The sequence below is a fragment of the Rosistilla oblonga genome (genome assembly GCF_007751715.1).
GTDB lineage: Bacteria > Planctomycetota > Planctomycetia > Pirellulales > Pirellulaceae > Rosistilla > Rosistilla oblonga.
In genome coordinates this window covers 625120-637901 of record NZ_CP036292.1, presented here as the reverse complement: position 1 = coordinate 637901, position 12782 = coordinate 625120, and the positions used below count along the sequence as shown (strand labels likewise).

Below are 12782 nucleotides of genomic sequence, written 5' to 3'. Positions count from 1 at the left end.
TTCACAATCCGTAGCCCGCTTTTCCACCGGGCCGATCCGCTCGAGCCACTCATGTTTGAAATTCAAGATGGATCAATTGGCCGCGGGATCCGGCGGATCGCTGTGGGGCTGGCCATCCTTAGCCTGACGTCGCTGCTGTTGACCAGCAAGATCCTGATGGACGTCCACCACGAACATGGCATCATGGCTCGCTTGGTGCTGCATCTTCCACCAAGCCACGCCGCGGCGGCGGAGGGAGTGCTGGGAGAACTGCGACTCGATCGGACGCTGACGATTCTGCTGGTCGTCAATCTCAGCGGCACCACGATCGCATTGGCGCTTGTCGTCCGCGGCTATCTGAGCAGCGAACGCTCGCTGCGAGCCGTCAAAGTTCTCGCAACCGACATTCTCGCCAGCATGGACGCGGGCGTGATAACGACCGATCGCAACGGGATGATCAGCAGCACCAACCCACGGGCGCAGACGTTGCTCGGCAGCCCCGACAACGAGGGCGTGGGACTTTATTTGTCCGACCTCGGTGATGAACATGCTCTGCTCGATTCGATCTGCAGCGAGGTCCGCACCTACCACGATGCGATCCGCGACCGCGATTACTGCGTGACAAGCAACGGCCACCGCCAGACGCTTCGCGCCGGATGCACGCTGTTGAGCAATCAGCAGGGAGAAGATATCGGCACCGTGCTGCACGTTCGCGATGTCACCGAAAAGGCGCTTATCGAAGAACGACTGCGTCGGATGGAGCGTTACATGGGGCTCGGTTCTTTAGCCGCGGGACTGCAGCATGAAATCAAGAACCCACTGAGTGCCGTCTCGATTCATATTCAATTGTTGTGCGAACATCTTGCCAGCGAACCGTACGATCCGGAGGTCGCCGAACTGCTGGATGTCCTGCAGACCGAAGTCCATCGGATCAACAACGTCCTGGACGGATTCCGCAACTATGCCTCGATGTCGGAGATCGGTCGATCGGCGGTCGATGTCACGCTGTTGATCGATAAACTGGTCCGCCTGCTGCGTCCCCAAGCCGACCAGCAACAGGTGAAGATCAAAATCGAATCGCCCCCCGAAATGCTCGGCTTGATCCAAGCCGATTCGGTTCGTCTGGAACAGGTCTTCTTAAACCTGGCTCTCAACGCGATGGCGGCGATGCCCGACGGAGGACTGCTGCGATTCCGCGTCGGCCAACTCAACGACCAGATTCGCATCGACATCGCCGACACAGGAAACGGGATCCTTCCAGAGATCCAATCACAAATCTTTGATCCCTATTTCACGACCCGCAGCGAAGGGACCGGGATGGGGCTTGCGCTCTGCGACAAGATCATTCGCCAACACGATGGCAGTATCGATTTCCGCACCAGCCCCGATGGAACCGAATTCACCGTGCTGCTGCCTCGAGGTACCCAGGAATGAAAACATCGGACTTTAGCGTTCTAATCGTCGACGACGAACCCAACATCCGATCGGGTCTGGCCAAGGGTTTGGCTAGCGAAGCCGATCGCGTCGAGACCGCCAGCGATGCCGAAGCGGCTCTGGAGAAGTTCGAACAGTCGACTTATCAGCTGGTGATCGCCGACGTCCGCCTGGGCGGCAAGATCGACGGGATCGAACTGCTCCGCCAACTTGGGCAAACTCATCCCCAGACCGCCGTGATCGTGATCACCGCTCATGGCACCGTCGAAACGGCTGTCGATGCGATGCGAGCCGGCGCGTTCGACTTCATCTCCAAACCATTGGACCTGAACCTCGTCCGGCAACAGGTTCGCAAAGCGCGGCAGCACCACGCGCTGCGAATCGAAAACCAACAACTGCGCAGCCGATTGGCCGACGCCGGACAGATCTCTAACATCCTTGGCACCTGCGCCGCGATGCAGGATGTGTTCCATCAGATCCGTCAAGTTGCAGCGACCGAAGCGACGGTGCTGATCCAAGGGGAGAGCGGAACGGGGAAGGAGTTGATCGCCCGAGCGGTCCACGATCTCAGCCCCCGCGGCGACGGACCGTTTGTCGCCGTCAACCTCGGTGCGATGCCCGAATCGCTGCTCGAAAGCGAACTGTTTGGCCACGAGAAGGGATCCTTCAGCGGTGCCTCCCGGCAGAAGCCGGGCTGCTTCGAACAAGCCAGCGGCGGGACGCTGTTCCTGGACGAAGTCACCGAGATGTCGCCCAAGAGCCAAGTCGATCTGCTGCGCGTGCTCGAATCGGGCCAGTTCATCCGGGTCGGTGGCGAACAACTGCTGTCGGCCAACGTGCGGATCGTTTCGGCGACGAACAAGTCGGTGCAGGCGATGATCGAAGAGGGGACGTTTCGCGAGGATCTGTTCTATCGCTTGAACGTGATCCCAATCGAAGTCCCTTCGCTGAGGCAGCGACGCGAGGACATTCCGCTGCTGGTCGAACACTTCTTAAAACACTTCTGCGATCGCCACGGGCGTCCGATGAAACAGATCTCCCCCGAAGCGATGCAGACTCTGGTCGCCGCGAAGTGGCCGGGCAACGTCCGCCAACTGCGGAACGTTGTCGAACGGATGGTCGTCACCCACACCGACGATCTGATCCAAGATCATCAACTGCCCCAGGAACTGCAACTGCAAGACAACTCCAACGCCCCCACGGCAACCGCGTGTACGTTGGCCGAAGCTGTCGAGCGGTGCGAACGTGAGACGATCTCCGCGGCGTTGGCCGCTTGCGATTGCCACCGCGAGAATACCGCTAAGCGCCTGGGCGTCAGCGTCCGCACGCTGCACTACAAGATGAGCCGCTACGGACTGCATTGATCGAACGCGTCCGCGAAACTGTCGCGTTCAGTCGCCGGGGCCATCCAACCGCAAGCTCTCGTCGACCTTCGGCTGTTTGGCGATCCGCTTGTTCAGCGTCGCTTGCCAGCTGGGCGAGAGTGCCGGGACCGCGGCCAACCGAGCCGCCTGGTCGATGTTCTGTTTGTCGTGATGCATCACGCGATTTGCCGCGGCGATCGTCCAATCGTCCCACTGCCGTTGCATCAACCGAACCGGCATCCCCGGCCCGACCAAGCCTTCTTCCAGAACGCGGAAGTACCAACCGGTTCGCCCCGTCTGTTGCACTTGATACGCCAGGTCTTTGATCCCCCAACGCTTTGCCAATTTCCAGCACGGCTGCCGCGGCTGAGAGACTTGAACCACGGCATCGCCGACCGACCAGACGTCGCCGATACAAACATCGGCTTCGGTCAGATCGGAAACGGTAAAGTTCTCACCGAACGCTCCGGCCCCCAAGTCGTCGATCCCAAGCGTTTCCCGCCAGACCGGAATATGGGCGGCGGAATAGACGCAGACCGCTTTGTGAGGCCCGCCATGATTGACCCGATCGGCTTGGCCATCTCCTTGCAGATTGGTCGTCCCCAGCCACAACGGCTCGCGGATCGGTTCTTTCCAGAACCCCGTCGTCCATTCCTTATCGGCTGTGATCGTCCGCGGCAGCCCCACTTGCACCGACAACAACTCGGCTTGCCGCGAACCGTTCATCGCTGCATCCCCTCGAGGACAACTCGCTTTTCTTCGATAAAGCGGACGTGATGCTGCAGATGCCCAGCGATCTTATCCAACAGCGCCGCGAGCGTCAGCGGACCGTCTTCGTGATGGTTCCCGATCCGTTGGAAATCGGCGACATCCAGGGTTCGCAAGATCCGCGTCACCTGAGCGCGGACCGCTTCGACCACCTGCAACTCCTCTTCGGCGTCGCGCTGATCATAAGCCAGTCCCGCGGCAAACAGATCGGGATCGCCACCAAAAAATGTCGGCTCCTGCTCGGCAATCACACGCTTCATCCGGTCGGCGTAGACCAATTCAAAGTCGGCGATATGGCAGAGCACCTGCCGCGTCGACCATTTGCCCGGTATCGGCACCGCATCGAACTGCGCCTCCGAAAAACCAGCGACAGCCCTTCGCAACACCGCACCGCCGGCAGCGTATTCTTCGATCAACGGATTCAACGCCATGCGATCTCTCCTTAGGTTCCCAAGCAAAATTTCAGCAGCCAAAATCGCATCGACTCACCAATCAGCACCGAATTCGCCACGACGCCTGGTGCCACAAGTTCACTCCTGCGTTGCCGCAGCGTCCAACTTCAGCGGCATCGAGATCAACAGACCGGCAGTCCGATCGTGAGTGCTGGTGCGATGTTTGACATGACATTTTAAACACTGTGAGGCTAAGCGGATCGACCCCGCAAAGCGATACCGATCTTTCTGCACGCGATCGAAATAGGGTTTCCCTGCGGCCAACGCTTTGACCGCCGCGTGTTCGAATTCATCTTCGGGGCGATGGTCGACGTTCACGACATCGGTGTTCACGACCAACCATTTCATCTCGACCTGAAAGCTGTCGGCCATCGCGTGAAAGACGTCCTCCAACGATGCCGACGGAATCGTGTGGGCATCGTCCTCGTCGAACAGATCGCGATGGACGACCTGCAGCGTGCCGTGGATTGTTTCGTGCAACAGCGTCGCCCGGCTGCGAGCTTCCACTAAGGAACTCGCCACGGCAACTCGCTTAGCCGCCGGATCGGCAACGGCCTCCGGCTGTTCGGCTCGAAGCGTTACCAGCGAACATCCGATGGCGAAGAAGACTCCAAACGCGGTGACTCTGTATTTCATCGTGGTACCAACAAAAAGGCGGGGCAGGGCAGGGGGGGGGAAGGCATGAGCAGCAGCAGCGGACCAGGATCGATCGCCAACCGCCAAAGCTGCACAAACCATACATCTTTCTAACTACCACCGCTGCAAGGGTCAACTGAAACCTATGTCACAGATTGACGCAGCGGCGGCGGTTCGCATTGCCAGCACTCCATCGCGACGCCGCCAACGCTAGCAAATACTTGCCCCGGCGCAGCGATTTGCAGGACCAAAGGTCGCGTGGCGGCCGAATCGCCGACGATCACAGCGAATGAACTTGACAGCGTTTGGACTCGATGGGAGATTCCCCAACGTATCGCTTCAATCACCGTGACAAGGATGTCGTTGGATGGACGAGGAACTCGCTTTTATTGATATTCACTGCCATTTGCTGCCGGGTATCGACGATGGCGCGAGGGACTGGGACGAATCGCTCGCGATGGCAAGGATTGCTGTCCAGGATGGCATTCGTTGCTCCGTTTTGACTCCGCATCAACTGGGACAATATTCGCTGACAACCGGCGATGAGATCCGACGGTTGACCGCCGAATTCCAAACCCGCCTGCAAGAGCAAGAGATCCCGCTGGTCGTGCGCCCCGGTGCCGACGTCAGGATCGATTTGGATATGATCGAACGCTTGGCTAGCGGCGACTGCGTCTCGCTGTCCGACCGCAGCAAACACGTGCTGTTGGAACTGCCACACGAACTCTACTTTCCGTTGGAGCCCGTGCTAGCCAACTTAAAGAAGCTGGGAATGGTCGGGATCCTCTCGCACCCCGAGCGGAACGAAGGGATCTTAAAACGCCCCGACCTGATCCCGCCGCTGGTCCAGGCAGGTTGCCTGATGCAGATCACCGCCGACAGCCTGACGGGAGTCTTCGGTAGCGCACCGAAGAAGATGAGCGAATGGTTGCTGCAAAATGGGCTGACCCATTTCATCGCTTCGGACGCTCACGGCACTCGGCGACGCAAGCCATTGATGCGGCGCAGTTTCGACCGCGCCAGCGAACTGGTTGGCGAAGCGTATGCCACCGCGATCTGTTGCCACAATCCGCTGGCGGTCGTCAACGGGAAGACCGTCGCCAAACTGCCGCCGATCAAACGCCGCGGCTGGATGGACCGGATCCTGAAACGACAGGCCGCTTAGCGGTTCCGGCCGCCTTGAATCCTAAACGACTCCCCCCGACCGACATGCACGCCGACGGTGATCGATTGAATACAACCAACCTTCTCCGCCTGGTGCTAATGTTCGCCGGGGTGTTGTGCGGTGGTGTCGTCGATGCCCAGACGAGCACAGCGAATCGGTGGCCGTTCGAAGCGCAGATCGGCCAATTTGCGCTCCATTCGGACTTCAACGTCGCCGCCGATCCGCAGATCGTCGCCCAACTGGGATCGTTGCAAGCGGATCTAAAGAAGACGCTGCAGATCGAGATCTACCCCGAACCGATCCACTTGATCCTGTTCGAACATCAATCGAACTACCAAGGCTACATGCAGCGCTACTTCCCCAACGTTCCGTTTCGCCGGGCGTTGTTTATTAAACGCCGCGGGCCGGGAATGGTCTTCGCTTACAAAAGCGACCAGATGCATATCGACCTGCGGCACGAGACGAGCCACGCGTTGTTAAACGCTTCGCTCCCCTACGTCCCACTGTGGCTCGACGAAGGACTGGCCGAATACTTCGAGAGCCCACCGACGGGGAACGTCAGGCAACATGTTCACCAAGTGAGCACGCGACGCAAAGCGTTCTGGCGACAAGTCCCTTCGATCGAATCGCTCGAAGCGGTCGGCGACCTCTCCGCAATGGGAGCGACCGAATACCAAGAGGCGTGGTCCTGGGTCCACTTCCTGCTTCATGAAAGCGACCAATCGCGGGGCGTGCTGATTCGCTTCCTACAAGATCTGCAGGCCCACTCACCACCGGGACAACTGAGTCGACGCGTCGATACAGAACTTCCCGACTGGAAAAATCGCTACCTCGCCTACTTCCAACGCTAAAGCGGAGCGAGGCATACCGGGGGACAGACCGTCGCACACGTGCGGTTAGTCAGCCCGAGGGGTGAAGTGGTGGAAAACACGCAAAAATCCCTGAACAGCCCCATGGCACGCCGCAACCAGGGGGATTGCGCCGAATTATGTGCCTCTACTCGCCGGAACGCCTAGTTTTCCTTTGCCGGAAAAAGCGGAAACGTGCGCCCCGTCGACTTCTGGAATCACTACGATCGGCGGCAAATCGTGCATTGAAGCACACATTTTGCGAGGCTCGATTTAGAATAGGAAGACCGTTCTACAATAATGCACGAGGATTCACTGAGTACGAATTGACTCGGGCCCCGTTTAAATAGTGACAGAAGCAATGCAATCCCCGCATCAGGGAACCCCGATGGGACGACTTATTATAATGACTAAATGTCCACAAACGATTACGCGAATCGCAGTGGTCTTCGCTGCGCTGCTGCCAGCGACCTGGAGCGTCGCCCAATCGAACGTGCCCAGCCAGACTCAGTTGATCGATAAACATATCCGCCAGGGTTGGGTCGATTACGAACTGAAGCCTTCTCCCGAAGCTCCCGATGGTCTTTGGTGTCGCCGCGTCTATTTGGATATCATCGGCCGGATTCCGACTCCCGAGGAACTCGACGAATTCCTACAAGACAAATCGTCGGACAAGGATCAACGGCTGGTCAACAAGCTGCTGCACGACGACCGCTACACCGAAGAATACGCTCGCAACTGGGCCACGATCTGGACCAACGTGCTGATCGGGCAAACCGGCGGCAACGAACGGAATTCGCTGACCAGCCGACCGGGGATGAGCAAATACCTGCGAGATTCGTTCGCTCGCAACAAGCCTTACAACGACATGGTTTTCGAACTGGTCACTGCGACGGGCAGCACCAAACCGGGGACCGAAAACTTCAACGGTGCCACGAACTTTCTGGCGATGAAGGTCAACGACGACCAAGCGACATTGGCCACATCGTCGACCTCGCGAATTTTCATGGGACTGCAAGTCCAATGCACGCAGTGCCACAACCATCCATTTAATCAATGGAAGCAACAGAAGTTCTGGGAGTTCAATTCGTTCTTCCGACAAACCCGCGCTCTGCGGCGTTATGTTCCAGGAACCCGCGACGTCTCTCACGCCGAACTTGTCGATGAAGACTTCGCTGGTGAGATGGGTGATCCGTCCAAAGCTATCGTCTTCTACGAACTCCGTAACGGCGTCACGCGAACCGCCGGTCCCGTCTTCATGGACGGCACCGAAGTCGACGTCAGCGGGTATGTCAGCGACGTCAATCGCCGCGAAGCACTCGGCAAGATGATGATCGAGAGCGAGTTCATGGACAAGATGATCGTCAACCGGATGTGGGCTCACTTCATGGGCTACGCGTTCACCAAACCGGTCGACGACCTGGGGCCTCATAACGTCGCGTCGCACCCTGTCCTGTTGGACGAACTGGGAGCCGAATTCCGCAAAGCCAGCTTCGACATGAAGCAACTGATCCAGTGGATCGCACTCAGCGAACCCTATCGTTTGAGCAGCCAGACGACCGGGTCCAATGCGTCGGACAACCCACAGATGGGCGAACCACCAAAGTTCACGCATTTCTACCTTCGCCAGATGTCGGCGGAACAACTGTATCAATCGCTGCTATCGACGGCCAAATCGAGCGGGCAGGGTTCGTACGAACAACAAGAAGAAAAACGAAACCGCTGGTTGCAGCAGTTCGTGACAGCCTTTGGCACCGACGAGGGAGACGAATCGACGTCGTTTAACGGCTCGATCCCGCAAGCTCTGATGATGTTTAACGGCGACCTCGTCAAGAACGCGACCTCGATCGAGAGCGGGACGTTCCTGGGCGATCTGTCTCGACAAAACCTCAAACCGATCGAAAAGGTCAATCGGCTGTTCCTAGCCGGCATGGGACGTCGCGCGTCGCGCGATGAACTGACGATCGCCAACAAATTGCTGGCCGCCCGCAAGGGAGACCAGGCGGAGATGCTGCAAGATCTTTGGTGGGCAATCCTCAACAGCAATGAATTTATCCTCAACCACTGATTCGCCGCAGGCGCGCCGCGGCGCGTCCGAACAAACCAAATCCAGCCTGTCTCGTCGACACGCCGTCACCTTCTATTCCGAACTGGAGAGACCCGATGTTTAACAGCCAATGGACCACGCCCGCCGGGATGACTCGCCGGCACTTCATGAACCACATGGCTGGCGCTTCGGCGGCCATGGCAGGCACCGCTTTCACGCTCGGCCAGACCCTCAAAGCCAACGCCGACGTCCTGAAGAAGAACCGCAAGTCGGCGATTCTGCTGTGGATGGGTGGTGGCCCGTCGACGATTGACTTGTGGGATCTGAAACCAGGCGCACCGACCGGCGGACCGTTCAAACCGATCAGCACATCGGGAGACGTGCAGATCTGTGAACACATGCCGTTGATGGCCAAACAGATGCATAACATGGCGGTCATCCGATCGATGAGCACGCGCGAAGCCGATCACGATCGCGGCCGCTACTACATGCACACCGGATTTGTCCCCAACCCCAACATCGAACACCCCAGCTACGGTTCGGTTTTGGCTCACGAATTGATTGGCCAACGCCCCGAACTCGAGATCCCTCCGTTTGTCACCATCGGCGGCGGCAGTGCTGGCCCCGGTTTCTTGGGCATGGCTTGGGCTCCGTTTGCAGTCACCAGCAACGGCCAAATTCGCAACTTGCAGATGCGGATGGAACAACAGCGGCTGATGCAACGCATGGCGGCACTGGACCTGATCGAAAAAGACTTCGTCAAGAAGAACCGCGGCACCGCGGCCGAAGATCACCAGAAGGTTTTGAAGAAGACCTTCGATCTGATGTCCAGCGAACAGATGCAAGCCTTCAAGGTTGCCGAAGAACCCGAAGCTGTGAAAGAGCGATACGGGGCAACCGGCATGGGCATGGGTGGCGGCGGCTTTGGCCAAGGCTGCCTGCTGGCACGTCGTTTGGTCGAAGCGGGCGTTCCGTTTGTCGAAGTCGACTTGGGCGGCTGGGACAGCCACAGCGACATCTTCAATACGCTCACCAACCGCCACCTGCCAGCCCTCGACAAAGCGATGAGCGCCTTGACCGAGGACCTGGAACAGCGTGGAATGCTGCAGGATACAGCGATCATTTGGATGGGTGAATTCGGCCGTACTCCGCGGATCAACCAAAACGCTGGCCGCGATCACTTCGCGCGAGCCTGGAGCGTGGTTGTCGGCGGAGCGGGAATGAAGGGTGGTATCGCGATCGGCGAGACGAACAGCGATGGTACGGCGGTCGAAACCGAACCGTACAGTTCCGAGGATGTGATGACATCGGTTTGCAAAGCCCTTGGCATCTCACCCGATACAACCTATACCGCCAACAACCGTCGGCCGATGAAAATCGCTGGCGGTGGTAAGATCATCAAGGATCTGTTCGTTTAGCACGAACGGAAACCAAGGCACTTGGATCTCACGTAAACTGGAGGTTCAGAAGATTTCAGAAAGTGATTGTGGATAGATCGGCAGTGTCGCAAAGAAGCGAAACTGATTTGAGCCCGCAGGAATTGATCACGCGTCACCAAGCTGGCGTATGGAGATACCTGCGCCTGCTCGGTTGCGACAATTCGACCGCCGACGATCTGACTCAAGAAACCTTCCTGACGATCTTGCGGCGTCCACCCTTTAACCAATACAGCGATGAAGCGACCGCCGCCTATTTGCGGCGGATCGCGAGGAACCTGTTCATATCACTCAAGCGTCGCGACAAGCGAATGCACTTAGTCGCAGCGATCGAATCGCTCGATGCGGTCTGGGATCGCTGGATCGGTGCCGAAGAAGACGGCGAAGAATTTATCAGCGCTCTCAATGAATGCCTGCAAGGGCTGACCGACAGAGCCCAACTGGCGCTCCGTATGCGATTCACCGACGATGCAAAGCGGGTCGAAATTGGCGACAAGTTGGGTATCACCGAACATGGTGCGAAGAATTTGGTGCAGCGAGCAAAACAACAGCTAAAAGAATGCGTCCAAACGAAACTGACATAGACGATCCGGCGTTCGACCAATTGCTGGAGACGATGCTTGGCGAAGCCCTCGAAGAGGCGACGCCGCCGGATGTCTCCGTGCAAGTACTGGCGATTCTGGAAGCCGAACAGAACCCAACCGTGGCGCTGCCGCGGATCGAAACCACGCGAAACACCAAGCAACGCTCCAATGCTTGGCTGCCGCTACCCCTCGCCGCTGCGCTGCTGATCGCCGTCGGCGGCTACCTGTGGGAACTGCGACAACCACCGGCTGCCGATCCTGGCATCGCCCAAAGCACTCCGTCGCAACCAGCCAACGACCAACAGACTGCTCAACCGTCGGCAGCTGAAATCGCCGGCATCGCCGATCCACACGCAGCGACACCGCTGACCGATGACGCTCCAACCGTCGACGCGATCGTCGATCAACCTGTAGAGCCTCGCAAGTTTGAAATCGGCATCAACGACCTGCCGTTTAACGCCCCAGCGAAAGAACCGACCGACACCCCCGCACCATCAGCGATCGCCAACCAACCGGTGGTCGAACGGTTGCCAGCCGATCAGATCGTGCAACGCGTCGACCAACTGCTGGAACAAGCGTGGCAGCGGATGGACATTCGCCCGCAAACCGAGATCTCCGCCGACCAGATGGTCCAACGGTTTGCGACGGCCGTCGCAGGGCGTTCGACAGCCAACGTTTTGGATACCGAAGCGGTTCGCAATCTGACCGCCGGCGATATCAACGCGCTGATCGACCAATACATCGACGATCGGCAAACCTCCGATCACCTCGGCTCTCGTTGGGCGCAACACCTGCTCGGCGAAGCGGCGTGGAGTCAATTGTCGGCGGCTCAGCGAGAGGAAGCTGGCAAGCTGTTTGCGACGACTTTCCGCGGCGAACAAGCCTTCGACACGCTGGTCCAGCAGATGCTCACTTCCGAGGGTTCTTCGTCGCCAGAAGACGATTCGTTTGAACCGGCGACGCTCTGGATGGCCGGGCTAGCTGGCGCATCTGCGATTCCGCTGACCAATCAGTTCTGCGATGTCCTGCTGGACCTCGACGTCGGCTGTGGACGCTGCCACACGCACCCGCTGGAAGGGAACATAACCCAACACAATTACTGGAACCTGAATGCGATCTTCCAGACCGGCGTTCAGTGGCAACTGGGGCAGCAGGGCGGCCTGAAGATCGCGTTGGACCTGCAGCGCGATCGCTCCAAAGACGCTGTCTTCTACGAATCCGAAGACGGACGCCAAGCCGTCGCTTCGCCAGCGGTTGTCGGCGACTGGATCGGCGATTCGCCTCTTCCGGGCGGTCCCACCAATCTGCGCGATCTGGCGGCGAGCATCGAGCACAGCGATCAACTGGCGCGAGCCACGATCAACGGACTCTGGAAAGTCATCTACGGGAATCGCATCGTCGGACGGACCAGCGACCCGTTGGCACCCCCGGCGGACGAAGCGTTCATCGCGGTGCGAAACCTGATGGCCGAACAACTGCGAGCCCACGACTACGACCTCGGCGCGGCGGTGGCTTGGATCATCGCCGCCCGCCCAATGCGGCTGCAATCGCCTCTCTCGCCCTTCGACCAAGATTCGCTGGCTGCCACCGAAGCGTCGCTGAACCGGGCTGAACTGCAACAGCGAGCGTTTGCTGGCTTTTCAAACCAACCGCGAAACTGGTCGTTCAAAGAACTGATCGCCGCAACCGAAACGTTCAACCGCGCCAGCGGCAAGGGTTCGCTCGTCGCCCCCTCGGGACTGCTAGCCCAAGCAAACGACAACGGCTCTGGCGGCAAACCGAAACCCAAATCCCCAGCCGACCTGCGGCTCGAATCGCTTCGCCGAGCCTTCCCTGCAAACGATGCAACCAACACGCTGCCGGCCGGCTGGCTCGCCTCGTTGAGTAAAAAGGGAGGTTTTGAGCAACAGGTAAAACATCTTTTCTACGTTGCGGGAAATCCCCAAGTGGGCGACCAACAACTCGAGGCAGCCAAGCGAATCCGCAAGCTTACCGATACCGACGAAGCTGCCTTGAACCAGCTGTGGTGGGCGATCCGATTGAGCGGCGGGACTCAGTAAAGGAACGCA

General features: G+C 58.7%; 11 protein-coding genes. 8 read left to right on the top strand and 3 right to left on the bottom strand.

Annotated features, from left to right (window positions below):
- Nucleotides 1-51: 51 nt before the first annotated feature.
- The gene (locus CA51_RS02295; RefSeq protein WP_145117508.1) at nucleotides 52-1413 is read left to right on the top strand and encodes a two-component system sensor histidine kinase NtrB; all 1362 of its coding nucleotides are present in this window, start codon (nucleotides 52-54) and stop codon (nucleotides 1411-1413) included.
- On the top strand, nucleotides 1410-2777 hold the full coding sequence (locus CA51_RS02290; protein WP_145117507.1) for a sigma-54-dependent transcriptional regulator: 1368 nt from the start codon (nucleotides 1410-1412) through the stop codon (nucleotides 2775-2777). Before CA51_RS02295 ends, CA51_RS02290 begins: the two co-directional genes overlap by 4 nt.
- A 27-nt stretch (nucleotides 2778-2804) precedes the next feature.
- Here CA51_RS02290 and CA51_RS02285 read toward each other — a convergent pair whose 3' ends face one another.
- From CA51_RS02285 to CA51_RS02275, 3 genes are all read right to left on the bottom strand, one after another.
- Nucleotides 2805-3503 carry an MOSC domain-containing protein gene (locus CA51_RS02285; RefSeq protein ID WP_145117506.1) on the bottom strand — a complete coding sequence of 233 codons (699 nt, stop codon included), beginning with the start codon at nucleotides 3501-3503 and terminating at the stop codon, nucleotides 2805-2807.
- The gene (locus CA51_RS02280; RefSeq protein ID WP_145117505.1) at nucleotides 3500-3976 is read right to left on the bottom strand and encodes a DinB family protein; all 477 of its coding nucleotides are present in this window, start codon (nucleotides 3974-3976) and stop codon (nucleotides 3500-3502) included. The genes CA51_RS02285 and CA51_RS02280 overlap by 4 nt, the downstream gene beginning before the upstream one ends.
- A gap of 99 nt (nucleotides 3977-4075) precedes the next feature.
- Nucleotides 4076-4633 (bottom strand): c-type heme family protein, encoded by a 558-nt coding sequence (locus CA51_RS02275; protein WP_145117504.1) that lies wholly within the window; start codon nucleotides 4631-4633, stop codon nucleotides 4076-4078.
- A 367-nt stretch (nucleotides 4634-5000) separates the two neighbouring features.
- Here CA51_RS02275 and CA51_RS25600 point away from each other — a divergent pair, with 367 nt between their 5' ends.
- The 6 genes from CA51_RS25600 (at nucleotide 5001) to CA51_RS02245 (ending at nucleotide 12773) form a co-directional block, all read left to right on the top strand.
- A complete protein-coding gene (locus CA51_RS25600) occupies nucleotides 5001-5798 on the top strand; it encodes a tyrosine-protein phosphatase (protein WP_197451525.1) in 798 nt (265 codons plus the stop codon).
- 65 nt (nucleotides 5799-5863) lie between these two features.
- Nucleotides 5864-6649, top strand: coding sequence for a DUF1570 domain-containing protein (locus CA51_RS02265; RefSeq protein WP_197451524.1), 786 nt, complete (start codon nucleotides 5864-5866; stop codon nucleotides 6647-6649).
- A 403-nt stretch (nucleotides 6650-7052) separates the two neighbouring features.
- Entirely contained in the window at nucleotides 7053-8714 is a 1662-nt protein-coding gene (locus tag CA51_RS02260) for a DUF1549 domain-containing protein (RefSeq protein ID WP_145117501.1), read from the top strand.
- Nucleotides 8715-8809: 95 nt separating this feature from the next.
- On the top strand, nucleotides 8810-10111 hold the full coding sequence (locus CA51_RS02255) for a DUF1501 domain-containing protein (RefSeq protein ID WP_231745952.1): 1302 nt from the start codon (nucleotides 8810-8812) through the stop codon (nucleotides 10109-10111).
- Between the two features lie 107 nt (nucleotides 10112-10218).
- On the top strand, nucleotides 10219-10713 hold the full coding sequence (locus CA51_RS02250; RefSeq protein WP_231745951.1) for an RNA polymerase sigma factor: 495 nt from the start codon (nucleotides 10219-10221) through the stop codon (nucleotides 10711-10713).
- Complete coding sequence (locus CA51_RS02245) at nucleotides 10689-12773, top strand: DUF1549 domain-containing protein (protein ID WP_145117500.1); 2085 nt, start codon at nucleotides 10689-10691, stop codon at nucleotides 12771-12773. The genes CA51_RS02250 and CA51_RS02245 overlap by 25 nt, the downstream gene beginning before the upstream one ends.
- Nucleotides 12774-12782: the final 9 nt, after the last annotated feature.